Origin of the sequence: Nocardiopsis sp. TSRI0078 (genome assembly GCF_001905145.1) — a bacterium.
Classification (GTDB): Bacteria; Actinomycetota; Actinomycetes; order Streptosporangiales; family Streptosporangiaceae; genus Nocardiopsis.
The window spans coordinates 100,672-126,800 of the sequence record NZ_LWLB01000033.1; the positions used below are offsets into that span (position 1 = coordinate 100,672).

The 26,129-nt window shown below is 72.6% G+C and carries 24 protein-coding genes; 15 read left to right on the forward strand and 9 right to left on the reverse strand.

The window, feature by feature from the left end:
- The first annotated feature begins 71 nt into the window (after positions 1-71).
- Positions 72-995, forward strand: a complete 924-nt coding sequence (locus A6A08_RS19675; protein ID WP_073704098.1) for an MBL fold metallo-hydrolase — start codon at positions 72-74, stop codon at positions 993-995.
- Between the two features lie 136 nt (positions 996-1,131).
- Here A6A08_RS19675 and A6A08_RS19680 read toward each other — a convergent pair whose 3' ends face one another.
- Positions 1,132-2,040, reverse strand: coding sequence for an alpha/beta fold hydrolase (locus A6A08_RS19680; protein ID WP_242422738.1), 909 nt, complete (start codon positions 2,038-2,040; stop codon positions 1,132-1,134).
- Positions 2,041-2,186: 146 nt separating this feature from the next.
- A complete protein-coding gene (locus A6A08_RS19685) occupies positions 2,187-3,704 on the reverse strand; it encodes a DEAD/DEAH box helicase (RefSeq protein WP_073704099.1) in 1,518 nt (505 codons plus the stop codon).
- A gap of 559 nt (positions 3,705-4,263) precedes the next feature.
- Between A6A08_RS19685 and A6A08_RS19690 the strand changes: the two genes are divergently transcribed.
- The 3 genes from A6A08_RS19690 to A6A08_RS19700 all read left to right on the forward strand — a co-directional run bounded on the left by A6A08_RS19690 (position 4,264) and on the right by A6A08_RS19700 (position 5,932).
- Complete coding sequence (locus A6A08_RS19690) at positions 4,264-4,947, forward strand: ferritin-like fold-containing protein (RefSeq protein WP_073704100.1); 684 nt, start codon at positions 4,264-4,266, stop codon at positions 4,945-4,947.
- A 160-nt stretch (positions 4,948-5,107) separates the two neighbouring features.
- Complete coding sequence (locus A6A08_RS19695; RefSeq protein ID WP_073704101.1) at positions 5,108-5,419, forward strand: DUF6401 family natural product biosynthesis protein; 312 nt, start codon at positions 5,108-5,110, stop codon at positions 5,417-5,419.
- Positions 5,420-5,689: 270 nt separating this feature from the next.
- A complete protein-coding gene (locus A6A08_RS19700) occupies positions 5,690-5,932 on the forward strand; it encodes a hypothetical protein (protein ID WP_073704102.1) in 243 nt (80 codons plus the stop codon).
- Between the two features lie 115 nt (positions 5,933-6,047).
- Here A6A08_RS19700 and A6A08_RS19705 read toward each other — a convergent pair whose 3' ends face one another.
- From A6A08_RS19705 to A6A08_RS19715, 3 genes are all read right to left on the reverse strand, one after another.
- Entirely contained in the window at positions 6,048-6,839 is a 792-nt protein-coding gene (locus tag A6A08_RS19705; protein WP_073704103.1) for a hypothetical protein, read from the reverse strand.
- 276 nt (positions 6,840-7,115) lie between these two features.
- Complete coding sequence (locus tag A6A08_RS19710; RefSeq protein WP_073704104.1) at positions 7,116-7,754, reverse strand: TetR/AcrR family transcriptional regulator; 639 nt, start codon at positions 7,752-7,754, stop codon at positions 7,116-7,118.
- Positions 7,755-8,021: 267 nt separating this feature from the next.
- Positions 8,022-8,225: a hypothetical protein gene (locus A6A08_RS19715; protein WP_242422739.1), complete on the reverse strand. Its 204-nt coding sequence runs from the start codon at positions 8,223-8,225 to the stop codon at positions 8,022-8,024.
- Positions 8,226-8,526: 301 nt separating this feature from the next.
- On the opposite strand from A6A08_RS19715, the gene moeZ reads away from it, so the two are divergent.
- From moeZ to A6A08_RS19740, 5 genes are all read left to right on the forward strand, one after another.
- Entirely contained in the window at positions 8,527-9,690 is a 1,164-nt protein-coding gene (gene moeZ, locus A6A08_RS19720) for an adenylyltransferase/sulfurtransferase MoeZ (RefSeq protein ID WP_073704106.1), read from the forward strand.
- 182 nt (positions 9,691-9,872) lie between these two features.
- The gene (locus tag A6A08_RS19725) at positions 9,873-10,259 is read left to right on the forward strand and encodes an SPW repeat protein (RefSeq protein WP_073704107.1); all 387 of its coding nucleotides are present in this window, start codon (positions 9,873-9,875) and stop codon (positions 10,257-10,259) included.
- A gap of 102 nt (positions 10,260-10,361) precedes the next feature.
- Entirely contained in the window at positions 10,362-10,688 is a 327-nt protein-coding gene (locus tag A6A08_RS19730) for an MGMT family protein (RefSeq protein WP_073704108.1), read from the forward strand.
- 85 nt (positions 10,689-10,773) lie between these two features.
- A complete protein-coding gene (locus tag A6A08_RS19735) occupies positions 10,774-13,905 on the forward strand; it encodes an ATP-dependent DNA helicase (RefSeq protein ID WP_199867003.1) in 3,132 nt (1,043 codons plus the stop codon).
- Positions 13,898-17,353, forward strand: coding sequence for an ATP-dependent DNA helicase (locus A6A08_RS19740; protein ID WP_073704110.1), 3,456 nt, complete (start codon positions 13,898-13,900; stop codon positions 17,351-17,353). The genes A6A08_RS19735 and A6A08_RS19740 overlap by 8 nt, the downstream gene beginning before the upstream one ends.
- A 62-nt stretch (positions 17,354-17,415) precedes the next feature.
- On the opposite strand, the gene A6A08_RS19745 is transcribed toward A6A08_RS19740, so the two are convergent.
- Entirely contained in the window at positions 17,416-17,748 is a 333-nt protein-coding gene (locus A6A08_RS19745; RefSeq protein ID WP_073704111.1) for an SRPBCC domain-containing protein, read from the reverse strand.
- Between the two features lie 122 nt (positions 17,749-17,870).
- On the opposite strand from A6A08_RS19745, the gene A6A08_RS19750 reads away from it, so the two are divergent.
- Together A6A08_RS19750 and A6A08_RS19755 are read left to right on the forward strand one after the other, a co-directional pair.
- Complete coding sequence (locus A6A08_RS19750; protein WP_143181813.1) at positions 17,871-18,113, forward strand: hypothetical protein; 243 nt, start codon at positions 17,871-17,873, stop codon at positions 18,111-18,113.
- 93 nt (positions 18,114-18,206) lie between these two features.
- Positions 18,207-18,368, forward strand: coding sequence for a Txe/YoeB family addiction module toxin (locus A6A08_RS19755; protein ID WP_274534054.1), 162 nt, complete (start codon positions 18,207-18,209; stop codon positions 18,366-18,368).
- 84 nt (positions 18,369-18,452) lie between these two features.
- Here the strand turns inward: A6A08_RS19755 and A6A08_RS19760 are convergent, their stop codons facing one another.
- Positions 18,453-19,001: an EF-hand domain-containing protein gene (locus A6A08_RS19760; protein WP_199866993.1), complete on the reverse strand. Its 549-nt coding sequence runs from the start codon at positions 18,999-19,001 to the stop codon at positions 18,453-18,455.
- A gap of 178 nt (positions 19,002-19,179) precedes the next feature.
- Here A6A08_RS19760 and A6A08_RS19765 point away from each other — a divergent pair, with 178 nt between their 5' ends.
- Both A6A08_RS19765 and nudC read left to right on the forward strand, forming a co-directional pair.
- Positions 19,180-20,562, forward strand: coding sequence for a dipeptidase (locus A6A08_RS19765; protein WP_073704114.1), 1,383 nt, complete (start codon positions 19,180-19,182; stop codon positions 20,560-20,562).
- A gap of 168 nt (positions 20,563-20,730) precedes the next feature.
- The gene (gene nudC, locus A6A08_RS19770; RefSeq protein ID WP_073704115.1) at positions 20,731-21,681 is read left to right on the forward strand and encodes an NAD(+) diphosphatase; all 951 of its coding nucleotides are present in this window, start codon (positions 20,731-20,733) and stop codon (positions 21,679-21,681) included.
- Positions 21,682-21,726: 45 nt separating this feature from the next.
- Here nudC and A6A08_RS19775 read toward each other — a convergent pair whose 3' ends face one another.
- Both A6A08_RS19775 and A6A08_RS19780 read right to left on the reverse strand, forming a co-directional pair.
- Positions 21,727-22,197: an ANTAR domain-containing protein gene (locus tag A6A08_RS19775; RefSeq protein WP_199866994.1), complete on the reverse strand. Its 471-nt coding sequence runs from the start codon at positions 22,195-22,197 to the stop codon at positions 21,727-21,729.
- Positions 22,198-22,345: 148 nt separating this feature from the next.
- Positions 22,346-22,606, reverse strand: coding sequence for a mycoredoxin (locus A6A08_RS19780; protein WP_073704388.1), 261 nt, complete (start codon positions 22,604-22,606; stop codon positions 22,346-22,348).
- Between the two features lie 257 nt (positions 22,607-22,863).
- On the opposite strand from A6A08_RS19780, the gene A6A08_RS19785 reads away from it, so the two are divergent.
- Both A6A08_RS19785 and tesB read left to right on the forward strand, forming a co-directional pair.
- Positions 22,864-24,990, forward strand: a complete 2,127-nt coding sequence (locus A6A08_RS19785) for an ATP-dependent DNA helicase UvrD2 (RefSeq protein WP_073704116.1) — start codon at positions 22,864-22,866, stop codon at positions 24,988-24,990.
- Positions 24,983-25,894 (forward strand): acyl-CoA thioesterase II, encoded by a 912-nt coding sequence (gene tesB, locus A6A08_RS19790; RefSeq protein ID WP_073704117.1) that lies wholly within the window; start codon positions 24,983-24,985, stop codon positions 25,892-25,894. The genes A6A08_RS19785 and tesB overlap by 8 nt, the downstream gene beginning before the upstream one ends.
- Positions 25,895-26,129: the final 235 nt, after the last annotated feature.

Genomic DNA, 26,129 nt, shown 5'->3' on the forward strand with positions numbered 1-26,129 from the left:
TGGGCGGGAGCGCGACAATGGGTCGCAAAGCAACCCCCTCGTAGTCGGACGAAATCGAAAGGTCGGACACCGTGTTCTGGAAGCGGAAGCCGAAGAAGCAGGACGGCCAGGAGGCCACCGACTCCGCTGCGGAGTCCGCGGTGGACCAGGAGGCCACGGAGGAGGACTCCGGGGAGTCCGCCAAGGCCGCCGGGGCCGACACGGCTGATGCGAAGGCCGGGGAGTCCACCGGGGCCGACGCGGTCGAGGAGGCGGACACCGGGACCGACGACGCCGACGCCCCGGAGGAGTCCGTGAAGGAGCCGGCCGAGGCCGACGCGCCCGCCGACGTCTTCGCCGACGAGGGCGAGGAGACCGGGGTGACCGGTCCCGACGCCGACAAGATCACCCGCGTGCGCACCGCCGGGGTCTTCGAGTTCGACGGCGAGAAGCACGACGTCGTCAGCAACACCTGGATCGTCGAGGCCGACGACGAGGGCGTCGTCGTCATCGACCCCGCCCACGACGCCGAGGCCGTTCTGGAGGCCGTCGGGGAGCGCGAGATCTACCTCGTGGCCTGCACCAACGCCTACAGCCCCCACATCGAGTCGGCCATCAAGGTCGCCGAGGAGTCCGAGGCCCCGATCGCCCTGCACCCGCGTGAGATGCGCGCCTGGCGCCGCCACCACGGCGCCGAGCACCGCCCCGAGATCGAGGTGGAGGGCCAGGGCGCCCTCGACATCGGCGACCTGCACATCGACGTCCTGGCCCTGCCCGGCACCGCGTCCGGCACCGTCGGCTACTACATCAGCCAGCTCGGGGTCGTCTTCAGCGGTGACACCCTGCGCAAGGGCGAGCCCGGCATGGTCGGCAGCACCTACATCGACTACACGACGCAGCTCGCCTCCATCGGGGAGTCGCTGCTGTCCCTGCCGCCCGACACCCGCATCCTGCCCGACCGCGGCCCCGCCACCACGGCGGGCGCCGAGAGCAAGAACTTCGACTCCTGGGTCTAGGCGTACTGACCTGAGAGGTGAGGAACGCGGGAGGCGGGCTCCCACCACCAGCACCACGACGACCTGCGCTTCGGCCGCGCCTGACCCGTCCACGGCCGTGCCGCCGTCCCTGCGGCGGCGCGGCCGTGCGTCACGGTCAGCGGGGGCCCACCGACTCCGTCTCGTTCCAGAACGCGGTCAGCGCGCTCGCCGTGGTCTCGGGAGCCTCCACGTTGGGGGAGTGGCCCGCGCCGGGGACCACCAGGCGTTTGGCCTCCAGGCGCTCGGCCATCCGGTCCTGTTCCTCCAGCGGCCACGCCTCGTCGTTCTCGCCGTACAGGACCAGCTTGGGGACCTCCACCCGGGACAGCTCGTCCACGCGGTCGGGCGCGGCCAGCATCTCCTCGGCCATGTGCATGAGGCCCACGGCGCTGCTGGCCAGCAGCCGCTCGCGCAGGAAGCCGCGGATCTCGGCCTGGGGGGTGCGCCCCTGCGCCACGGCGTCGAACTGCTCCTCCCACAGCTCCCGGAGCCGCTCGGGGGTGGGGTTCATGGACACGGAGGCGATGAGGCCGCGCGCGGTGTCCGCGCTCGGGCCGCTCAGGGCACCGGGGCCCGAGCACATCAGGGTGAGCGAGGCCAGCGGCGCCATCTCGACCAGCGCGGCCTCGCGTGAGACCAGCCCGCCGAAGGAGTGGCCCAGCAGGTGGACGGGGCCGCCGTCGCCGACCTGGTCCAGGACCTCGGCGACCACCGCGCCCAGGGAGGACAGGCGGTAGTCCGGGCGCCGTACGCCGGGCGGGAGGACGAGGGACTCCAGGCCCGGCGACTGGTAGGTGCCGGGCAGGTCGATCGCGACCACCTCCCGGCCGGCCTGGGCCAGGCTCTGGAACAGGGCGATGAAGTCCTCCTTGCTGCCGGTGAAACCGTGCACCAGGACAGCGGGGGCCAATTCGGGGCCGCCGGAGGTGGGAAGCGCCCGCAGAGCGGCGACGGGACCGTACGACAGGGTCAGGTCCGCGCGCCGCACGCCCGGGGGCAGGTCGATGAACTGAGGTGTACTCACGTCGGGCCACCCTAGACGATCGGTGGCCCGGGCCGGTCGAACCGGGCCGTGGCCGTGGCCGCGACGGCCACCGGCACCGCGGGGAAGGCCCGTCGCCCGCCCCGCGTCGACCGCGGCGCCCGCACGCGTGAGCGGGCGCCCGTGCGTCAGGTGTTCTCCGGGTCCCGCCGGGCGCCGGCGCCACCGCGGGTCCGGCGGCGTCGCCGCACCTTGCGGGTGCCCTCCTCGGAGGACCTGCCGCCCCCGCGCGCCGTGTCCGGGGAGGCCGGGGCTGCTGCGCCCGCCTTCTCCGCGGAGCCCTCGGCCCCGGCCGCCTCGCGGCCACCGCGGGTCCGGCGGCGCGAGCGGCCCCGGTCACGGCCGCGTCCGCCCTCACCGCGGCCCCGGTCACGGTCGCGGCGACCGCCGCGGTCGCCGCGGGGAGCACCGGTGTCGCCGATGTCCTCGATCTCCTCGGCCTCCAGGCCCGCGTGCTCGTCGCGTTTGTCCGCGGCCAGCTTGCCCTTGGTCCCGGCCGGGATCCGCAGCGCCTCGAAGAAGTGCGGCGAGGTGGAGTAGGTCTCCTCCGGCTCGCTGAAGGGCAGGTCGAGGGCGCCGTTGATCAGCTTCCAGCGCGGCATCTCCTGCCAGTCCACGAAGGTGACGGCGGTGCCGCTGCGCCCGGCCCGGCCGGTGCGGCCGATGCGGTGCGTGTAGGTCTTCTCGTCCTCGGGCGTCTCGTAGTTGACCACGTGCGTGACGTCGTCCACGTCGAGTCCCCGGGCCGCCACGTCGGTGGCGACCAGGATGTTGATCTTGCCGTTGCGGAAGGCCCTCAGGGCGCGTTCGCGCTGGCTCTGTCCCAGGTCGCCGTGGACGGCCGCGACGGCGAAGCCGCGCGCCTTCAGGTCGCCCGCCACCCGGTCGCAGGTCCGCTTGGTCTGGCAGAACACCATGCTCTGGCCGTGGTCCTCCGCCTGGATCAGGCGGGCGAGCATCTCGATCTTGTCCATCTGGTGGGTGCGGAACGCGTGCTGCGTGATCCGCCCCGTGATGGACGAGCCGTCGATCTCGTTGTCGTCACCCGCGCGCACGTGGGTGGGGCGGGTGAGGTACTTGCGCGACAGGGAGACGATCTCGCTCGGCATGGTGGCCGAGAAGAGCATGGTCTGGCGCTCGTTCGGGGTCTTGGTGAGGATGCGCTCGATGTCGGGCAGGAAGCCCAGGTCGAGCATCTTGTCGGCCTCGTCCAGCACCACCGCGGACACCCCGTCCAGGCGCAGGTGCTTCTGGTTCTCCAGGTCCAGCAGGCGGCCCGGGGTGCCGACGACGACGTCGGTGCCCTCCTTGAGGCCGTTGACCTGCGGCTCGTAGGAGCGGCCGCCGTAGACGGTCAGGATGCGGCCGCCGCTGCGCTTGCTGGCGGTGGTCAGGTCCGCGGCGACCTGGATGGCCAGCTCACGGGTGGGGACCACGACCAGGGCGCGGGGCCGCTTGCTCGTTCCGGGGGCCTCCTGCGCCTTCTGGAGCAGGGGGAGGCCGAAGGCCAGGGTCTTGCCGGTACCGGTCCGGGCCTGGCCGATGATGTCGCTGCCGTGCAGCGCGATCGGCAGGGCCAGCTCCTGGATGGGGAAGGGTTCGACGATCCCCTCCGCCTCCAGGGCGTCGGCGAGCTCGGCGTTCACACCCAGGTCGCGGAAGGTCGTCTTCGGTTTGGTCGTCTCGTCTGTGTTGCTCAGGGCTCAAGCCTCCATCTTGGCGGGCCGCAACGTTGGCGTGGCCGCGGCGGGATGCGGTAGTGGTCGGTCCCTCGCCGCCGTACGGGCGCGGCTCACCGCTCGCCTCCGTTGTGAGGCGCCGCGATGGCGCTGCCCTGCCGGATCCGTGCGGCGCGGGGGTTCCCCGCCGCGGAGAGGGACCGTCCCCGTGTTGGACGGGGAGCATCCGTGGTTCGTCGTTGTCCTCGCGCGGCCTGGGCCACCGTGGTGGGGGTCCGCGCCTGTGCGGGCGCCGCCTCCGCGACGCCGCTGCGTGGGAGATCCCCGCGTGTGTGAGGAGAGTTCGTGTCGGACGCACACGCCGGTCATCACGCAGAGTCTAGCTGGTGACGCGCCAGGTGGACATAGCAGTTCACCGGGCTGTGGACGGCATGGACCGTACCCGCTCCCAGCGAGTGCAACCGTGTCAGCGGTTCGTTTAGTCCCCCGTTCGGTGCCCGTGCGGTCGGGCGATACGCTGGCCGGCATGACCCAAGGCCCCTCTGCCAGCCCCGGTGTGATCGATCTGCTCGGGCTGCTCGCCTACGCCGAGCTCGGTTCCTTCTTCCGCCTCGCCGACGACGCGGGGCTGGCCCCCTCCCTGCGGTCCAAGGGCCAGCTGGCCGCCCTCGCCGCCGCCGAGCAGGCGCACTACCAGACGCTGCGGGACCGGCTGGAGGAGCTGGGAGTCGACCCGGAGGAGGCCATGGCGCCGTTCGTGGGCCCGCTGGACGCCTGGCACGCCCGGACCGAGCCGCAGAGCTGGCTGGAGAGCCTGGTCAAGACCTACGTCGGCGACGGTATCGCGGGGGACTTCTACCGCAAGGTCGCCGCGCTGGCCGACGAGGAGACGCGGACCCTGGTGGAGGGCGTGCTGGCCGAGACGGGGCGCGCCGAGTTCGTCTCGGAGACGGTGCGCGCCGCCGTGGGGGAGGACCCCAAGCTGGCCGGGCGCCTGTCCCTGTGGGCCCGCCGCCTGGTCGGCGAGGCGCTCAGCCAGGCGCAGTCGGTGGCGGTGGCCCGCCCCGACCTCGCGGCGCTGCTGGCCAAGGACCCCAAGGCCGCCGATGGCGGCACCGGCCTGGGCGACCTCGCCGCGGTCAGCAGGATGTTCGCCTCGCTGACCGACCGCCACTCGGCCCGCCTGGAGGCCATGGGGCTGTCCGCCTGACCCTCTGGGCGCCGGCTCCAGGTATTACGCAAACTTGGCCCAGACTTGGGATGTCTTGGTCAAGTGCGGGTAATATCCAACGCTTTCGTGACGATTCGTTGGCTGGTGCCCGTAAAATCGGTGGAGCTTCCGTCTCCTGACCACCCGAGTAGGTACTTCCATGCCCAGTGGGACCTCCGTGCGCCATCCGCTGGCCGGACTGACCCGTGACTTCCACCGGATCGGCCCCCTCGACGGGCCGATCGAGCCCTGGATGTGTGCTGAACTGGACCAGCACGCCGCACAGGTGTGCGAAGGCATCACCGCCTCCGGCGACGAGCTCAACGCGCGCACCCTCGGTACCTACCTCCACGGGTTCCTCGACGGCTGCCTCGAACGGGGCTGGGACTCCGAGGCGGTCGAGTACGACTGGGAGACCCTCCGCATCCTCGCGATCTGCCGCCTGGCCAAGGATCGCGGTTTCGTCCGCTAGGTTGGTGACGTCCGCAGGCCGGTACGGTCCACAATCCGAGCTCCTCGTGGCCACCAGCCCTGCCAGTTCTCCGGTGGAAACCCCACGCTGGGCGTACGCTGAGAAGTACCGGTGACTCCCAGCGGCCGAGTCCGGCCCGGCGCACCGTGGTCGAACCAGGGCCCTGCGGAATGCAACGTGGGACTGGCGGCGTTATGGAGGTCCGGTAACCGGACCGGCATGCGCCGTAACTGGCGGAGCGGCTCGCGGAGCCGCAAGAAAGGAAGGCGAATGAGGAGCGGTCGGCATGGGGCGGCGCGCCCACCGGTCGGCGTCCTGATTCAACAGGACCGCGTCGACTTCGCGCTTTTCGCACTGATCTTCGTCGTCGCGCTGGCGTCGATGGTCTTCACCGGGCCCGGGAGTGTCGCCTTCTGGCTGGCCTTCCTCCCGATCATCGCCTCCGTGGTACTGGCCTTCCGGCGGATCGAACAGCTCTCCCGTCTGGAACTGCGGGACTCGGAGTTCCTCTAGGGACCTCGGCGGGGCCTCCCCGGGCGGGCACGGAAAAGCACGCGCGCACGACGAAGGGCGGGACCGGTCGGTCCCGCCCTCACTGGTGTCCGCGGCCGTGTGCCGCGCGGTCCGGTTACGGGGTGGGCGTCTCACCGCCCCCGCCGCGGCGCGCGGCCTGGGACGTGGCCCCCTCGCGCCGCTCCGCGCGCTCGGCGGGACGGCTCATGGCAGCCTCGTGCCCGGCGCGGTAACTGCGCTCCTCGCTGATCCGGCCGGTCTCACGCTCGGCGACGTCCAGCCAGCGGGACCAGCGCGACCGCATCGGTTCGATCATGCCGCCGCCCACGCCGACGACGAGGATGCCGCCGACCGTGGCCAGGACCGTGATCAGGACCGGCATGGTCACGCTCACGGCGACGCCCATCTGGTTCAGCGCGGCGATGACACCGAGCGCCATGATGAACACGGCCGCCACGTTGGCCAGGACCCGGCCGTAGGACAGCCCGCCCAGCGCACCGGAGATGATGTTGTGGACCGCCTTGGCGATCATCGCGGTCACCACGACGATCACCAGCGCCACGATGCCGCGTGGGATCCAGGCGATGACGTCACTGAGCAGCGTGCTGACCGGGTTCGGTCCGAAGACGTTGAACGCGAGCGTGAACACGAACAACAGTCCGACGTAGTAGATGATCTTTCCGCACAGCTCGCTGGCGCTCCAGCGGCTGCGCTCGAAGTACTCGCCCACACCCCCGCGGTGGAGCGCGCGGTCCAGTCCGACGCTGTGCAGGCCCTTGGCGACGGCCTTGCCCACGATCCAGGCGACAAGCCAGCCCAGGACCAGGATCACCAGGAAGCCGATCAGCAGCGGAACGAAGCTGACCACCGCCTCCCAGGCCGTCGTCAGTCCCTGACCCACGTTCATAACGTCTTCACCCCCAAATCGCTTGCTCCGCCGGGGGTCCGAGCAGGGACCAGGCGGATACGGCGAAGAGAAGCGCGTTACTTCTCATTTCGCCGATACCCGTGGGGCGAAAATTGAATCGCCTGTCCCGCGCGAGTCGGGACGGTTACCTTTTCTTTGGGAATTCCTTGCGAAATGATGGGTGGATGTTTTCCGCGTTTCGCGACGGAAGGACCCCATCGCGACGGAAGGACCCCCGGGCGCACTCGGCGCCCGGGGGTCCTTTCCGCGGAACGGTCAGTCCTGTTCCCCCGCCGCGCGGTGCAGGTCCCAGCCGCTGATCCCGCGCCAGGCCAGGCGGGCCACCAGCTGCTCCGCGGCGTCCTTGGGGACGGAACCGTGGTTGTTGAGCCAGTACCGGGCGCTGGTCTCGGCCATGCCGACCAGCCCGATGCTCAGCAGGTGCGCCTCCTCGTCGGAGATGCTGGTGTCCTGCCGGATCACCGCGCCGATCAGCTCGGCGCAGCGCTGGAAGGTCTCCTCGCTCTTCTCCCGCACGGCGGGCAGGTTGCGCAGGTCGGACTCGAACACCAGGCGGAAGGCCTCGCCGTCGCCCGCGACGAAGTCGAAGTAGGCGCGAAAGCTCGCGATGACGCGCTGGCGGTTGTCGTCGGTGCTCTCCAGGGCCTCGCGCTGCTTTTCGACCAGCACCTCGGAGTGCTCCTCGAGCAGGGCCAGGTACAGCTCCAGCTTGCCTGGGAAGTGCTGGTAGAGCACGGGCTTGCTGACCCCGGCGCGGTCGGCGATCTCGTCCATCGCCGCCGCGTGGTACCCGCGTGCGACGAAGACCTCCTGGGCAGCGGCCAGGAGTTGACGGCGGCGCCTGACCCGGGGCAAGCGGGTACCCCGGGCGCGGGCGTCTGAAGGAGCTGTCACACCCACACCCTCCGAACTCGGCATGGCAGATGCACGCCATCACCGGACATCTGCGTGGCTAGTGCCGTCGAACGCCGCCGGTGGCGCGTTCCACAGCTTTCCCCCTCATCTTACTCCGGCGTAGGTTCCCCCCGGGCAGGACGGAGTACGTTCCGGGGCCGCGCGACCCGCTCCGGACACCCGTGGAACAGGCGGTCGGGGACGTGTCGGCGGCGGAGGGCGTCCTGAGAAACTCCGGAGAAAAGCGGGGAACGGATCCGGACGCGGTCACCTTCGTTCGTCGTCCTCGTCCCCGACGTCGAGCGCCTGCTCCACCACGTCCGCCTCGGACGCCTGGTCGAAGCTCTCCGCGGGCGGTTCGTTCCACCCGTTCCCGGCGTCGTCGTCCCCGGCCGGTGTGCGCTGCTCGGCCGCATCGGCCTCGGGCACCTCGGGAACGGGGAGCTCGTCGGCGTCCGGGCGCCGTCTCACGGAACGGTTCTCCTGTGCCACAGGGGCCTCCCAACGTCGTCGCCGACCGTACAGGCGACCACTACCCACCGCCTGGAACGGTACGCCGGCCGCGCGGGATGAACTCGCGGCCGGCGGTGGTTGCCGTAGGGAGGACGTGCGCGGGCGCGTGTGTGCTCCCACACCTCCCGGAGGTGGGAATGGAAAACCCCACCCGTTAGGTTGGGTATGAGTGCAAGCACGCTTCGCGCCCTCCGTCCCCCGCCCGGTGCTCCCTTGGTACGGGTGGTGCGAAGCAACCGAACAGACATGAGGAGTCACCGTGTCGCTGCCGCCGCTGGTGGAACCAGCTGACGAGCTGACCGTGGACGAGGTGCGCCGATACTCGCGCCACCTGATCATCCCCGACGTGGGTATGGACGGGCAAAAGCGCCTGAAGAACGCCAAGGTCCTGGTCGTCGGCGCGGGCGGCCTGGGCTCCCCGGCGCTGCTCTACCTGGCCGCCGCGGGTGTGGGCACGCTCGGCATCATCGACTTCGACGTCGTGGACGAGTCCAACCTCCAGCGCCAGATCATCCACGGACAGAGCGACGTCGGCCGCCCCAAGGCCGAGTCCGCCCGGGACAGCGTCAAGGAGGTGAACCCGGGCACCCGTGTGGTCCTGCACCAGGAGCGCCTGGAGTCGGACAACGCGTTGGAGGTCTTCGCCGACTACGACCTGGTCCTGGACGGGACCGACAACTTCGCGACCCGCTACCTGGTCAACGACGCCTGCGTCATCCTGAACAAGCCGTACGTGTGGGGTTCCATCTACCGCTTCGACGGCCAGGTCAGCGTCTTCTGGAACGAGTACGGGCCCCAGTACCGCGACCTGTACCCCGAGCCCCCGCCGCCCGGCATGGTGCCCTCCTGCGCCGAGGGCGGTGTCCTGGGCGTGCTGTGCGCCTCCATCGGCTCGGTCATGGTCAACGAGGCCATCAAGCTGATCACCGGCATCGGCGACCCGCTGGTGGGCCGCCTGCTCATCTTCGACGCCCTGGAGATGAGCTGGCGCGAGGTCAAGGTCCGCAAGGACCCCGACACCGAGCCGGTCACCGAGCTCATCGACTACGAGGCGTTCTGCGGAGCCGTGTCGGAGGAGGCCACCGAGGCCGCCGCCGGCGCCACGATCACCGCGGGCGAGCTCAAGGAGCTGCTGGACAACAAGCCCGAGGACGTCTTCCTCGTGGACGTCCGGGAGAAGAACGAGTACGAGATCGTCAACATCCCGGGGGCCACGCTCATCCCCAAGGGCGAGTTCCTCAACGGCAAGGCGTTCGAGCAGCTGCCCCAGGACAAGCGCATCGTCCTGCACTGCAAGTCGGGAGTGCGCTCGGCCGAGGCGCTGGCGGCGGTGCACGCGGCCGGGTTCTCCGACGCCGTCCACGTGGGTGGCGGCGTCCTGGCCTGGGTCAACCAGGTCGACCCGAGCCTGCCCACCTACTAGGCGGCGTCCCGCGGGGACGCCCTCCCCGCCGTTCGCGGGGCGGCACCGGAAGATCCCTTCCGGCGCCGCCCCGCGTGTTTTCGCGCCCTCCCGCGCCTGTGGGAGCCGTGACTGGGTAGGAGTCCGTGCAGAGGCCGCCGGCTGACCGCCGGCGGCGGTCCCCGACGCTGGGAGGTGGCTCCATGCGATGGCAGGGACGCTGGGCGGACTGGGCGGCGATCCTCGCCGGTCTGGCCCTGGGACTGAGCTGGCTGTGGCACGGGATGTACGGCTTCGGCGGGGGCGCGATGTTCGTCCTCGGCCTGGCGGTCATCGTGGCCGCCGTCGTCTCCATCACCCGTCCGGGAGCGCTGTCGAGCGAGGCGGGAGTCCTCGCGATCGGTGTCCTGACGTTCGCCATGCCGTGGCTGCTGGGCTTCACGGACCTCACCGCCGCCGCCTGGACGGCGTGGATCCTCGGCGCGGGCATCGCCGCGCTGGGGGCGTTCGGCCTGGTACGGGCGCGCCAGGCGCGCAGGCGCGACCCCGAGCTCGCCTGGGGGTCGCAGGCCTACCAGGTCCACAACTGATCCGAAGGCCCTCCCTTCCGGGGCCGTCCCGCCCACGCGGGGCGGCCCCTCCCCTCACGTCCGAGCCCCTCTCCCGTCGGCGGTCGGCGCTACGCTGCGGGGGTGTTCACGGACGAGGAGGGCGGACCCGACGACTACGCCGAGGAGGTCCTGGCGCTGGTCGAGCGGATTCCGCCCGGACGGGTGATGGCCTACGGCGACATCGCCGAGTACGTCGGCCGGGGAGGGCCCCGGCAGGTCGGCTCGGTCATGTCCTCCTGGGGAGGGGGAGTGCCCTGGTGGCGTGTGGTGCGCGCGGACGGGCGCCCGGCCTCCGGGCACGAGGTCCGAGCCCTGTCCCACTACGCGGCGGAGGGCACCCCGATGCGCCCGGGGAGCGACCGCGTGGACATGCGGCGGGCCCGGTGGGACGGGGAGGGCGGGAGCTGAGGAACCCCCTGTGGCAAGGATGACGTGCGGGATGGTCGCCGACCTCTGGTGAACTGGTGGGGTGAACACATCTCCGTACCGTCTCGTGCGGCGCGCCCACCAGGTGCAGCCGCCGCCGGTGCTGGACGACAACCAGCGGCGCGTGGTCGAGCACGAGGGCGGCCCCCTCCTGGTGCTGGCCGGGCCCGGCACCGGCAAGACCACCACCATCGTCGAGGCCGTCGTCGACCGCATCGACCACCGTGGCCTGGACCCCTCGCACGTGCTGGTGCTCACCTTCAGCCGCAAGGCCGCCCAGGAACTGCGCGAGCGCATCACCGCACGGCTGCGCCGCACCACCCGCGAACCGCTGGCCCTGACCTTCCACAGCTACGCCTACGCCCTGATCCGCCGGGAGTTCCAGCGCATGGGCGACCTGCCGCCGCGCCTGCTCTCGGGCCCCGAACAGCTGATGGAGGTCCGCGAACTCCTCGCCGGAGAGGCCCTGGACGGCGCCGCGGAGTGGCCCGAGCGCCTGCGCCCGGCCCTGGAGACGCGCGGGTTCGCCGAGGAGCTGCGCGACTTCCTCATGCGCGCCCAGGAGCGCGGCATGGGCCCGGCCGAGCTGGAGCGGCTGGGCCGCGAGCGCGACCGCGACGACTGGATCGCGGCCGCCGGGTTCCTGGACCGCTACACCGGCCGTTTCGACATCGCCCCCGTGCCCACGCTCAACTACGCCGAGCTGGTGCGGGTCGCCGCGAACCTGCTCTCCGACCCCGCGGTCCAGGAGCGCGAGCGCGCCGCCCACGAGGCCGTGTTCGTCGACGAGTACCAGGACACCGACCCCGCCCAGGAGGAGCTCCTGCGCGCACTGGCCGGAGACGGCCGGGACCTGGTCGCGGTCGGCGACCCGGACCAGTCCATCTACGCCTTCCGCGGTGCCGAGGTCCGGGGCATCCTGGACTTCCCGCGCCGCTTCCCGACCGCGCGGCGCACCGAGGCCCCCGTGGTCGCGCTGCGCACCTGCCGCCGCAGCGGCCCCGCCCTGCTGTCGGCCTCGCGCGCCCTGACCCGGCGCCTGCCCGCGGTCGCCTCCGCCCGCGGCCACGTCAACGAGCACCGCGACCTGCTCCCGGCCGAGGGCCTGCCCGAGGGCGAGGTCCGCGTGCTGCTGGCCGACAGCGCCACCCAGGAGGCCGCGGTCGTCGCCGACATCCTGCGCCGCGCCCACCTGGTCGACGGCGTCCCGTGGTCGGACATGGCCGTGCTGGTGCGCTCCGCCAGCCGCCAGGTGCCGGTACTGCGCCGCGCCCTGACCGCCGCATCGGTCCCCGTCGCGGTCGGCGCCGACGACCTCCCCGTGGCCGCCGAGCCCATCGTCCGGCCCATGCTCGCGCTGATCCGCTACGGCCTGTCCCCCGAGGAGCTGGACGAGGACGCCGCGCGCGAACTGCTCACCAGCCCCTTCGGCGAGGCCGACACGGTACGGCTGCGCAGGCTCGTGCGGGCGCTGCGCCGCCTGGACCTGGACCGCGCCCACACCGCTCCCGGGGAGGAGACCGCCTACCGGCCGGCCTCCCAGCTGCTCGTGGACGCCCTGCGCGACCCGGCCGAACTCACCCTCGTCGATCCCGAGGTCGCCGCTCCCGCCACCCGTGTGGCCGAGGCGCTGCGCACCGTCCGCGACCTGTCCGCCAGGGGGGCCGACGCCGAACAGGTCCTGTGGGAGCTGTGGCGCGACAGCGGCCTCGCCGACCGGCTCCTGCGCCACAGCCTGGCCGGGGGCCGCCGGGGCGCCGCCGCGGACCGCGACCTGGACGCCGTGGTCGCCCTGTTCGAGAGCGCGGCCCGCTACTGCGACCGGCTGCCCCCCGGCAGCCCCGCCGGGTTCCTGGAGGACCTCGCCGCCCAGGAGATCCCCGGCGACAGCCTCGCCGAGCGCGCGCCCGAGGGCGAGGCGGTGCGCATCCTCACCGCCCACCGCTCCAAGGGCCTGGAGTGGGGCCTGGTCGTGGTCGCCGGAGCCCAGGAGGGCGACTGGCCCGACCTGCGGCTGCGCGGCTCCCTGCTCGGCGTGGAGGAACTCGTCGACGCCGACGTGCACTCCGCCGACTCCTCCGGCGCCGCCCTGGCCTCCAAGCTCCTGGACGAGGAGCGCCGCCTGTTCTACGTGGCCCTGACCCGTGCCCGCCGCACCCTAGTGGTGACCGCCGTGGGCGGGGAGGACACCGACGAGCGCCCCTCGCGCTTCCTCACCGAGATGAACGTCGGCGACCCCGAGCCCGTCAGCACGGGCCTGCGCTGGCTGTCCCTGCCCTCGCTCGTCGCCGACCTGCGCTCGGTGGTCACCGACCCCGGAGCACCCGAACCGCTGCGCGAGGCCGCCGCCGCACACCTGGCCCGCCTGGCCGAGGAGGGCGTGCGCGGCGCCGACCCCTCGGAGTGGTACGCGCTCACCCCCTTCACCGACGATCGCCCCCTGGCCGACGCCGAGGACACCATCCGCGTCTCGCCCTCCCAGGTGGAGAGCTTCACCAACTGCCAGCTGCGCTGGCTCCTCGAACGCGCCGCCGGGGCCTCCTCCGGGGACTCCGCCTCGGCCCTGGGCACCGTCGTGCACGCCGTCGCCGTCCTGGTCGCCCAGGGCAGCACCCCCGAGGAGATCAGCGGTCGCATGGACGAGATCTGGGCGGACCTGGACTTCGGCGGCCCCTGGCAGTCCAGGGCCCAGCGCGACCGCGCCGACACGATGGTCCGCAAGCTCGTCGACTGGGAGGCGGCCAACGACCGCGAGCTGGTCGTCACCGAGGAGGGCTTCCGGGTGGACCTGGGGGGCATCGAGATCATCGGCCGCGTGGACCGCCTCGAACGCGACGACCAGGGCCGCGCCGTGGTCGTGGACATCAAGACCGGCAGGAACAAGGCGGACGACCTGGCCCGCCACCCCCAGCTCGGCGTCTACCAGATGGCCGTCCTCAAGGGCGCCTTCGCCAGGCTCGGCCTCACCGAGCCGGGCGGAGCCTCGCTCGTACAGGTCGGCGAGAAGATCAAGAAGGCACGGGAGCAACCCCAGCCGCCCCTGGGCGAGGACCCCGATCCCGGGTGGGCAGGGACCCTGGTGCGCGAGGTCGCCACCGGTATGGGCGGGTCCCGCTTCACCGCCACACGCAACAAGGGCTGCAGATCGTGCGCCGTCCGCGCCTGCTGCCCGGTCCAGGACGAGGGCAGACATGTCTGAAACCCAACCCCGACAACCCCACTCCCACCCCGAACCGGGCCCCCAGCCCCACCTTCCGCCCCATCCCCGCTTCTCCCCCTCAGAACTCGCCCGCCTCCTCGGCCAGCCCGAACCCACCGCCGAGCAGTCCCAGGTCATCTCCGCCCCCCTGGAACCCGGCGTGGTCATCGCGGGTGCGGGGTCGGGCAAGAGCGAGACCATGGCCTCCCGGGTGGTCTGGCTGGTGGCCAACGGCCACGTGCGCCCCGAGCAGGTCCTCGGCCTGACCTTCACCCGCAAGGCCACCGCCGAGCTGGCCGAGCGCGTGCGCAGGCGCCTGGAGCAGCTGCGCGCCACCGAGCAGCTGCCCGAGGAGCTGCTCGACGGCGAGCCCACCGTGTCCACCTACAACGCCTACGCAGGGCGCATCGTCTCCGACCACGCCCTGCGCGAGGCCGTCGAGCCCACCTCCCGCCTGCTCAGCGAGGGCCAGGCCTGGCAGCTGGCCTCCCGGATCGTCGGCGAGTACGACGGCCCCATGGACCTGATCACGGTCGGGGCCGACACCGTCACCCGCCGGGTCCTGGACCTGTCCGGGCAGATCGCCGACCACCTCACCACCACCGAGCAGGTGCGCGGTATCGGCCGGTGGCTGCGTGCGGCCGTCGACGCCCTACCGCGCAAACCCACGGTGCCCACCCGCAACCTGCTCAACGCCCAGCTGCGCCGCGAGCAGCTCCTGCCGCTCGTGGAGCGCTACGAGCACGCCAAGCACGCCCGCGAGGCCATGGACTTCGGCGACCAGGTGTCCCTGGCCGCCCGCATCGCCCAGAACCACCCCGAGGTCGGCCTCATCGAGCGGGGCCGGTTCCGCGTGGTCCTGCTGGACGAGTACCAGGACACCAGCCACGCCCAGCTCGTGCTGCTGCGCGCCCTGTTCGGCGAGGGCCACCCGGTCACCGCCGTCGGGGACCCCTGCCAGTCCATCTACGGCTGGCGGGGGGCCGTCGCCGCCAACCTCACCAATTTCCCCAACGACTTCCCGGCCGCACCGGGCCGTGCCGCGCCCGTGCGCCGACTGGCCACCAGTTTCCGCAACGGCGAGCACGTCCTGGAGGTCGCCAAGCACATCTCCGAACCCCTGCGCGCCGAGAGCGCCGAGGTGCCCGTCCTGCACCCGGGGCCGGCCCGGCGCGGTCGCGGCACCGTCCGCACGGGCCTGTTCGTCGGGCAGAAGGACGAGGCCGCGTGGATCGCCGAGGAGATCGGGAGGTACCTTCGCGCGGCCCCCGGCGAGCCGGGCGGCGCCGAGACCGCGCCGGACGGGCTGCCCTGGCCCCCGGGGGAGTCCGGCGGCGCCGCGGACGGCGGGATCAGCCCCGGCGACGTCGCCGTGCTGTGCCGCAAGCGCTCCCAGTTCCCGGCGCTGCGTGAGGCCCTGGAGGAGCGCGGGATCCCCGTGGAGGTCGTCGGCCTGGGCGGGCTCATGATGGTCCCCGAGGTCCGCGACATCATCGCGACCCTGCGCGTGGTCCACGACGCCTCCGCGGGCAACGAGCTCGCACGCATCCTCACCGGTCCGCGCTGGCGGATCGGTCCGCGCGACCTCGCCGCGCTCGGCGCCCGCGCCGCGGAGCTGGCCCGCCACACCCGGCGCGACCTCACCTCGCCCGACCCCGGCGAGGAGCCCGAGGACGACGTCCTGCGCCGCACCGTCCTCGACCTGACCGCCGAGAGCGGCAGCCTGGTGGACGCCCTGGACGATCCGGGCCCGGCCTCGAACTACTCCGAGGCCGCCCGCGAACGGCTCGGCCGCCTCGCCGAGGAGCTGCGCACCCTGCGCAAGCTCATCGGCCAGCCGCTGCCCGACCTGATCAGCGAGACCGAGCGGATGCTCGGCCTGGACATCGAGGTGGGCGCCCGCATTCACCGCGACCCCCTGTCCGCGCGTGCGGACCTGGACGCGTTCGTCGACCACGCGGTCCGCTTCGCGGGCAACAGCGAGGACCCCACACTGGGCAGCTTCCTCAGCTACCTCAGGGCCGCGGCCGAGAGGGAGAGCGGCCTGGCCCCCGGCGAGCGCGTCAGCGGCAGCGACACCGTCAAGCTCATGACCATGCACGCCTCCAAGGGGCTGCAGTGGCCCGTGGTGGTCGTGCCCGGCATCAGCGGCGGCAGGTACGCCCCGCTGTTCCCCACGAGCCAGTCCGAGGGCGACATGTGGATCAAGGGCGAGCACCTGCTGCCCTACCGGCTGCGCGGAGACCGGCGGAACCTGCCCGAACTCCTGTCGGTCGACAAGTCGGGTATCGACGAGTTCAAGGCGGCCGAACAGGAGCGCCACCTGCTGGAGGAGCGGCGCCTGGCCTACGTCGCCGTCACCCGCGCCTCCTTCGCCCTGCTGTGCACCGGCCACTGGTGGGGAAGCGACGCCGCGAGCGAGCGCGGGCCCTCACAGTTCCTGGAGGAGATCCGGCAGGCCTGCGGTGACGGCTCCGGTGGCCCCAGGAGGGTCGAGCGCTGGGAGCCCCGGCCCGACCCCGACGACAACCCCTACGAGGAGGAAGAGGACGACACGGCCGTGTGGCCGCCCGAGGAGGACGCCGGTCCGGGCGCGCCGGACGGGGAGGACACCAGCCGGGGCGGGCGGCACGGCCGCCGCGCCGAGATCCTCGCCGGCGCCGACATGGTCGAACGCGCCCGCGCCCGCATGCTCGCGGGGGAGACCGATCCCGAGCGGGAGAGGGCCGCGCCGCCGCCCAAGCTGAGCCGCCGCCTCCAGGGCTGGGAGCGCGACACCGAGCTGCTGCTCGCCCACCGCCGCGCCGAGGAGGCCGGGACCGCGGGGGGGACCGTCCAGGTCGAGCTGCCCGGCCACCTGTCGGTGTCGTCCATGGTGTGGCTGGCACGCGACCCCTCCGCCCTGGCCCGGCAGATCCGGCGCCCGCTGCCCCGCCCGCCCGCGCCGCACACCCGGCGCGGCACCGCCTTCCACTCCTGGCTGGAGCAGCGCTTCGGCCAGCGCGCGGCCCTGCTGGACGAGCTGCCCGGCGCCGCGGACGAGACCGCGGGGGAGGACGAGGACCTGGCCGAGCTCCAGAGCCGCTTCGAGGAGAGCGAGTGGGGCTCGCGCGTCCCGGTGGAGGTGGAGGTGCCCTTCGAGACGGTCATCGGTGACCGGCTGATCCGGGGCCGCATGGACGCGGTCTTCCACGACCCCGGAACGGGCCGCTACGACGTGGTGGACTGGAAGACCGGCCATCCGCCCTCCGGCGACGCCGAGCGCCGCGCCGTGGGCGTGCAGCTGGCCGCCTACCGCCTGGCCTGGGCGGACCTGGCGGGGGTGGAGCCGGAGGAGGTGCGCGCCGCCTTCCACTACGTGCGCGCCGGACTGACCGTGCGCCCCGCGGACCTGCTCGACGCCGAGGGCCTGGCCGCGCTCATCGAGTCCGTCCCCGAACCAGGGTGAGGAAGGGGGCGTCCGGACGCCCACGGGGCCTTCCGCGCCGCGGGCGCCCGAGGGGGCGGGCCCTACCCGGTGGGCAGGGCGTCCATCTGTCCGACCGACTGCTCCAGGCCCTCCACCATGCCCATCCTCGCGAGCTGTTCCCTCTGCTCCAGCGACGCGAGGACCGAGCGCAGCACCATCCGGTTCCCGTCACCGTCCCCGGTGGTCTCCACCCGCGCCGTGGCACTGGGCATGCCGGCGGACGGGGCGCCGTCCTGGTCCGAGAAGCCGTCGACGAACTCCAGGGAGGTCGGCGGGTCGACCGACACGACCTTCCACCAGCCGTGGTGCCCGTCGCCCTCGGGGCCGGTCATGACATAGGCGACGCCGCCGGGAGCCAGGTCGTGCTCCTCCACGGTCGCCGGGCGGGTGGGCGGGTCATCGGGGCGCGGGGCTGGAGGCCGGCCCCCGATCGTGGTGGCGCCTGCCCACCTTGGTACTGCGGTTTATGCCCACACAGGTCAAGGGGATAGGGGAGATGGAACTGGTCAGAACCGGCAGCAGAGGTCGGACCACCCTCGGGGAGAAGCTGGCCACCAGCGAGTACTGCGAAGTGGAGAAGGGCGGGGACGGCACCATCGCCCTTCGTTCTGTGCGTGTCGTCCGTACTGCTGCCCCCACTCCGGAGGACATCCGTCGCCGAAGTGAGGATGTCGACGCCGGGCGCAACGTCATGAGCGCCACCCTCGACGACATCGACCGGATGCTGGGGGACGGCTGAGGAAACCGGCCTTCCACGCCGAAGGCTGGGGCGACTTCATGTGGTGGGTGGAGAACGACCGCCGCACAGCGAAGAAGGTTCGCAAACTCGTCGATGAGCCTCTTCGCACTCCCTTCTCGGGAACGGGAGAAACCCGAGCCTCCCGAACACCTGGGCCCGAACCGGTGGTCACGCCGGATCACCGGTGAACACCGCTTGGTGTACGTGGTGACGGACGAGGAGATCACGGTGGTGAACGCCCGGGGCCACTACTGAGGGGGAGGGGCGCCGGGACCGCTCCCGACACCCCTTCCCGTCCCGCCCGCCCGTGCCCGGTCGGGTCGGCGCCCGAAGGAGCGGTCAGACCACCCCGGAGACGAAGCCGCCCGGGGACCGCGTGTCGTCCCCGAACAGGTACTCCCGCGCCGAGAGCACGAACTCCTCGCGGCTGATGAACCCGTCCTCGTCGGCGTCCACCCCCGCGAACCGCTCCTCGGCGTCGGCGGCCTCCGCGCCGAGGGCGTTCGCGTACCGCAGGAACTCCTCCCGGCTGATCCGGTCGTCGCCGTCGGTGTCGAGCAGGTCGAACACCGCCTCGGCCACACCCTCCGCGGCGTTGAACCGGCTCCGGTCCTCCGACGCCGCGCGCATGGCCGCGACGAACTCCTCCCGCTCCAGGCGCTCGCCCTCCGCGCCCGAGTGGCGCAGCAGCTCCTGCCAGAGCATCTGGTACGACACCCGGATCGCCTGCGCCCGGCGCTCCTGCGGGTCCAGCCCGTACCCGTGGACGTAGCGCTCCACGAGCCGCTGGTAGTCCGCCCAGGTCACGAAGGCGTCGTCGTCGGAGTCGAGCGCGGCGAAGAGCCGTCCGAACCTCTCGGTGATCGGGGCGGCGGGAACGGTGTCCACGGGGATTCCTCTCGTCTGCGGAAGGGGCGGGCGGGTCCCGCCCCGTGCCCTTCGAGTGTCCCGCGGGTGAAAAGGTTCCGTCCCGGCCTCCTCCGGCTGGGAAGGACGCGGCGTCTTCGACGGTTCGTCCAGGTTCTAGGCTCGATTCCGACAAGGACGTCGAGGAAGGACGGGCCATATGGACGTACGCGCCTACATCGAGGCACACCGGGACGAGTTCGTCTCCTCCCTCAAGGAGTGGCTGGAGATCCCCTCGGTCTCCGCCGACCCCGCGCACCACATCGACGTGCGCCGGTCCGCGCTGTGGCTCGCGGACCACCTCACCGCCACCGGGTTCCCCACCGTCGAGGTGTGGGAGACCCCCGGCCTGCCCGCCGTGTTCGCCGAGTGGCCCGCGGCCGACCCGGCCGCCCCCACCGTGCTCGTCTACGGCCACCACGACGTCCAGCCCGTCGACCCGGTCTCCGAGTGGGAGACCGACCCGTTCATGCCCACCGAGCGCGGCACCTCCCTGCACGCGCGCGGGGCCTCCGACGACAAGGGGCAGGTGCTCTTCCACGCCCTCGGCGTGAGCGCCGCACTGGCCGCCTCCGGGGCCGACGCGCCGCCGGTCACGGTCAAGCTGCTCGTGGAGGGTGAGGAGGAGTCGGGCTCGGTGCACTTCGCCGAGCTGATGCGGGCCAACAGGGACCGCCTCGCCTGCGACGTCGCCGTCATCTCCGACACCACCATGTGGGCGGCCGACACCCCGTCCATGTGCGTGGGCATGCGCGGCGTCACCGACGCCGAGATCAGCCTGTACGGCCCCGAGCGCGACCTGCACAGCGGATCCTTCGGCGGCGCGGTCCCCAACCCGCTCAAGGCCATGAGCGACCTGCTGTCCGGCCTGCACGACGAGGACCACCGCGTCGCCGTCCCCGGGTTCTACGACGGGGTGGTCGAGGCCGGCCGGGCCGAGCGCGACCTCATCGCCCAGCTGCCCTTCGACGAGCGCGAGTGGCTGGCCACCGCCGGCTCCACCGCCACCTGGGGTGAGAGGGGGTACACCACGCTGGAGCGGATCTGGCTGCGCCCGACCGCCGAGATCAACGGCATGTGGGGCGGCCACACCGGTTCGGGCGGCAAGACCATCGTCCCCCGATCCGCGCACGCCAAGGTCAGCTTCCGGCTGGTCCCCGGCCAGGAGCCGCTGCGCGTGCAGGAGTGCGTCCGCGCCTACGTGGAGGCCAGCACCCCGGCGGGCCTGCGCGCGGAGACGGAGTTCAGCGGCCCCGGCGTGCGCGCCTGCGCCTCCGACCTGTCCTCCACCGCGCTGAAGGCGGCCCGCTCGGCCATGGAGCGCGCCTTCGGCACCCAGGTCCTGTTCACCCGCGAGGGCGGCAGCGGACCCGAGGCCGACATCGCCGACATCCTCGAGGCCCCGCTGGTGTTCGTCGCCGTCGGCCTGGACGAGGACCGCATCCACGCCCCCAACGAGAAGGTGGAGGTCCCCCTGCTGCTCAAGGGAGCCGAGAGCGCCGCCTACCTGTGGGAGGAGCTCGGTACCGTCGGACTGGACTGAGGCCCCGGGGCGGCCGTGCCCGAGCCCGTCCGCCGAGGGCGTGGAGGGCGGCGGGCGAGGGGCACCGCGACCGTGCGGGCCCTTCTCCGGATGCGCGCGGCCGCCACCGGTGTTATCCCTGTTGGAGACGGACCGTGCCCGGCGGCCCCGCAGACCCCGGAAGGACCCATGGACGCTGACGCGACTCCCTCCCTGTCCCGCTTCTCCGTCGACCCCGCGGCGCACCGGCGCCTGGACGACGCATGGCTGGCCGAGGCGTGGGCGGACCCCGGAACGCGGGTCCTGGTCCTGGAGGGCGGCGACCCCGGCAGCCACGGCTGGCGGGCGCTCATGGCCAGGCAGTCCCGGGCGCTGGTCACCACCGGCCCCGCCCCCGAACTCGTGTTCACCTCCCCGGCCGACGCGCCCGCGGGCGAGCGCTACCTGCTCGGCACCGACGGGGAGCACGCCTACTTCGCGGTGCGCTCCACCGAGGAACCGGCCCCCGCGCCGGGGGCCGAGCCCGCGTCCCTGCGCGAGGTCGGCGCCCTGCTCGGCGACCGCGACACCGGTCTGCTGACCCGGGCCGTGGCCCTCGCCAACTGGAACGCCACCCACGGTTTCTGCCCCCGCTGCGGCTCTCCCACCACGCAGGCCGCCGCCGGACACGTGCGCGTGTGCGACAGGGAGGGCACGGAGCAGTACCCCCGGACGGACCCCGCGGTGATCATGCTGGTGCACCGCGAACGCGACGGGCGCGAGGAGGTGCTGCTCGGCAACAACCCCAAGTGGGACGCCCGCCGGTTCTCGGTGCTAGCCGGGTTCGTCGACGCGGGGGAGTCACTGGAGCAGGCCGTGGTCCGCGAGGTCGCCGAGGAGGTGGGGGTCGTGGTCGAGCGGCCGTACTACCTGGCCTCCCAGCCCTGGCCGTTCCCGCGCAGCCTCATGGTGGGCTACACCGCGCGCGCCGTGGGCGAGACCGAGCGGACCGACGACGAGATCGCCGTCGCCCGCTGGTTCACCCGCCCCGAACTGGCCGAGGCCGTGTACTCCGAGGAGGTCGTGCTGCCCGGCCGGGTCTCGATCGCCCGCACCCTCATCGAGCACTGGTACGGCGCCGAGCTCCCCGGCGGCTGGTGAGGGGACGGCGCCCGGCCCCTCGGCCCGGGCCGGCCGCCCCCGCTCTCAGCGGGGGCCGGCCGGGGAGTCCAGCTCGTCGGGCAGGGCGGTGAGGGGGCTGGTGCTGCTCTCCACCACGTCCCGTGCCAGGTCGGCCACCTTCCTGCCGCGCGAGCGCGCCGAGGAGCGCAGCCGCTCGAAGGCCTCGCGCGGCTCCATCGTGTGCCGCTCCGCCAGGACCCCGATCGCCTGCTCCACCACCACACGCGAGTGCAGGGCGTGCTCCAGCTGCGCGATGGTGTGTCGCAGCCGCTCGACCTCGGACGCCCCCTCGGGGGCGCGGCCGGGCGCCTGCGCGCGCGGGAGCCGCGTTCCCGACTCCCGGGACAGCAGGTCCGCCAGGACCATCGCGCTCACCAGGTCGGGCACCTCCTCGCCGCCGTCCACACGCCACCCCCGCGGGGTGCGGCGGACCACGCCGACGTCCGTCGTGCCGACGTTCGCCGTGTCGGCGACCGCTGTGTCATGAGGCCGCATGTCCTCCCCCAACTCCACACTCCCCGTCGTCATCATCCGAGCCCTCCCAGGCCCGAGCGCCGTCGGAGGGTGCGCCGCCGGAGGCGGGCCCCATGACGGGGCGGCGGCCGCACCCCTCACGGGGCGCGACCGGCGGTCCGCGTCCGTCCTACGACAGCTCGGCCAGTTTCTGCTTCACCTGAGCGAGGGACGGGTTGGTCATCGCCGCTCCGTCAGTGAAGACCAGCGTCGGGACCGTCTGGTTCCCTCCGTTGGCCTCCATCACGAGTTCCGCGGCCTCAGGGTTCTCCTCGATGTTCACCTCACGGCCGGTGATCCCCTCACGGGCGAGCTGGCTCTTGAGCCGTTTGCAGTACCCGCACCACGGGGTGGTGTACATCGTGAACTGTTCGGTCGCAGTGCTCGTCATCTCGCTCACGTCCTTCTTCCTCGTCGACGGTCCGTGGATGTGTCCGGTCATCTCAACACCGAGCGGGCCGGAGCGCTTCCCGCGACCGTGCGACACAACGTGGGACGCCTCACAGGCCCAACTGGTTCTGGAATGTCCGGCACGCCACGTGACCAGCGGTCCGCCGGTGCGCGGCGACCGATCCGCTCCCCGGCACGTCCGATACTTGAGAGACTGGGCCGCCAGACCCATCCGCCCCGACCCGATGCAGGAGCACCATGGACCCCGACCGCGTCCTGGAGGGACTGGACCCGGAGCAGACCCAGGCGGCACGCGCCCTGCGCGGCCCCGTGTGCATCCTGGCCGGTGCCGGAACAGGGAAGACCCGCGCCATCACCCACCGCATCGCCTACGCGGTCGCCAGCGGGGTGGTGTCCGAACAACAGGTCCTCGCGGTCACCTTCACCGCACGCGCCGCCGGAGAGATGCGCGGCCGCCTGCGCGGCCTGGGCGCCCCGCGCGTGCAGGCCCGTACCTTCCACGCCGCCGCCCTGCGGCAGCTGGCCTTCTTCTGGCCGCAGGTCATCGGCGGTGAGAAGCCCACCCTCATCGAGAGCAAGATCCAGGCCGTCTCCCGCGCGGCCCACTCGGTGGGCCTGCAGCCCGACCGCGCCGGCCTGCGCGACCTGGCCAGCGAGATCGAGTGGGCCAAGGTCACCCAGGTGCGCCCCACCGACTACGACAAGGTCGTGGTCAAGGCGGGCCGCCAGCCCCCGATGCCCGCGGGCGAGGTGGCCCGCGTCTTCGAGGCCTACGAGGAGCTGCGCCGCGAGCACAACCTGCTCGACTTCGAGTCGATGCTCGAACTCACCGCGGGCATGATCAACGAGTACCCGGCCATCGCCCAGCGCGTACGCGACCAGTACCGGTACTTCGTCGTCGACGAGTTCCAGGACGTCAACCCGCTCCAGCAGCTCCTGCTGGACGCCTGGCTGGGCGACCGCGACGACCTGTGCGTGGTGGGGGACCCCAGCCAGACCATCTACTCCTTCGCGGGCGCCACCCCCGGCTACCTGACCGGGTTCTCCGCCCGCTACCCGCACGCCACCATGGTCGAACTGGTCCGCGACTACCGCTCCACCCCCCAGGTGGTGCGGGTGGCCAACCACGTCATCGCCCAGGCGCGCGGCACCACCTCCGCCCAGTACCTGACCCTCCAGGCGCAGCGCCCCGACGGCCCCGACCCGATGTACCAGGAGTACGACGACGAGCCCGCCGAGGCCACCGGGGTCGCCCGCAAGATCAGCGTCCTGATGGAGGGCGGGACCCCGGCCAGCGAGATCGCGGTGCTGGTGCGCACCAACGGCCAGTCGGCCGCCTACGAGCAGGCCCTGACCGACGAGGGCGTGCCGTTCACGATGCGCGGCACCACCCGCTTCTTCGAGCGCCCCGAGATCAAGCAGGCCGTGCACACCCTGCGCGGTGCCCGGCACGGCGCCGCGGGGGAGGAGGCCGAGCCCCTGGTGCGCACGGTCCGCCAGCTGCTCGGACAGCTCGGCCTGACCGAGAGCGCCCCCGAGGGCCGCCAGGCCCGCGAGCGCTGGGAGTCGCTGTCCGCGCTCGCCCAGCTGGCCGAGGACATGGCCGCCGGGCCCGGGCCCGAGGGCCGTCCGGCGACCATGGCCGACTTCGTGGACGAGCTGGACATGCGTATGGCCACCGAGCACGCACCCGGCTTCGAGGGCGTCACCATCGCCTCCCTGCACGCCGCCAAGGGCCTGGAGTGGGACGCCGTCTTCCTGGTCGGCCTCACCGAGGGCATGGTGCCGATCATCTACGCCGAGACCGACGAGCAGGTGGAGGAGGAGCGCCGCCTGTTCTACGTGGGCGTCACCCGGGCCCGCGAGCGCCTGATGATGTCGTGGTCCCTGGCCCGCTCGCCCGGCGGCAGGAGGACCCGCAAGCCCTCCCGGTTCCTGGACGGGCTGCGGCCCGCCTCGCCGTTCACCTCCTCCCGGCGCGCCGAGCGCCGCAAGGGCGGTGTGACCCGCTGCCGGGTGTGCGGGACCACCCTCACCGACGCGGCCGAGCGCAAGCTGGGCCGCTGCCTGGACTGCCCGTCCAGCTACGATGAGGCGCTGCTGGAGCGGCTGCGCGACTGGCGCCGTGAGATCGCGCAGGAGCAGAAGGTGCCCGCCTACGTGGTCTTCACCGACGCGACCCTCCAGGCCATCGCCGAACAGGAGCCCACGAGCCTCACCCAGCTCTCGGCCGTGTCCGGTGTCGGAGCCGTGAAACTCGATCGCTACGGTGATGCGGTACTCGCGCTGGTGTCCGGGGCCGAACCGGCGGACGTCCTGGAGGGCCCGGCGGAGGAGAACGGGGAGGAAGCAGCGGATGAGTGATCGCGCCGACGCGCAGTTGCGGGGACAGTCCCTCGCCGACCTGTTGACGGTGCTGGACCTGGAGCGGATCGAGGACAACATCTTCCGGGGCAGCAGCCCCGCGGAGGGGCCGCAGCGGGTCTTCGGCGGACAGGTCGCCGGCCAGGCGCTGGTCGCGGCCGGGCGCACCGTCCCGGTCGAGCGCTACGTGCACTCCCTGCACGCGTACTTCATCCGCCCGGGCGACCCGTCGGTGCCGATCGTCTACGAGGTGGATCGGGTCCGCGACGGGCGCTCGTTCACCACCCGCCGGGTGGTGGCCATCCAGCACGGCAAGCCGATCTTCACCCTGTCGGCCTCCTTCCACAAGGAGGAGCCGGGACTGGACCACCAGATCCCGATGCCCGACGCTCCCCCGCCCGAGGACCTGCCGAGCACGCGCGAACGCCTGCAGGACGCGTTCGGGAGGGTGCCCGGCTTCGTGCGCTGGCACCCCATCGAGCTGCGCCCGGTGGGCCCGATGTCCTACGAGGCCGAGCGCGACCCGCGCCTGCGCACCGAGAACAACCCGGTGTGGCTGAAGGTGGACGGCAAGCTGCCCGACGACCGGCTCACCCATGTGTGCCTGATGACCTACGCCTCGGACATGACCCTGCTGGACACCGTGCTGCTGCGGCACGGCCGGTCCTTCGCGGGCATCTCCATGGCCAGCCTCGACCACGCGATGTGGTTCCACCGGCCCTTCCGCGCCGACGAGTGGCTGCTGTACGCGCAGGAGGCCCCGTCCGCGCAGGGCGCGCGCGGGCTGGCGCGCGGCCTGGTGTACACGCGCGACGGAGAGCTCGTGTGCTCGGTCGTGCAGGAGGGGCTGATCCGCGTGGTGGACGCGGAGGGGTGGTCCGACGCCCTGCCCGGTCCGTCCTAGCGGACGCGCTTTGCCCACCACGTACGAAGGCCCTGGTCACCGACGGTGACCAGGGCCTTCGTACGTGGTGGGGCCGACCGGCCGGTCCGGGCGGGGCGCGGACGCCGGGCGGTAACGCTCCCGAGGGCCGTCCCATTCCCGTGAATCCGTGGCCGGATGCGGACGTTTTCGCAGGTCAAAAATAGGTTGCTCTCTTTGTGGGCCAGTCATAGTGTGTACACCGTCGCAATGACCG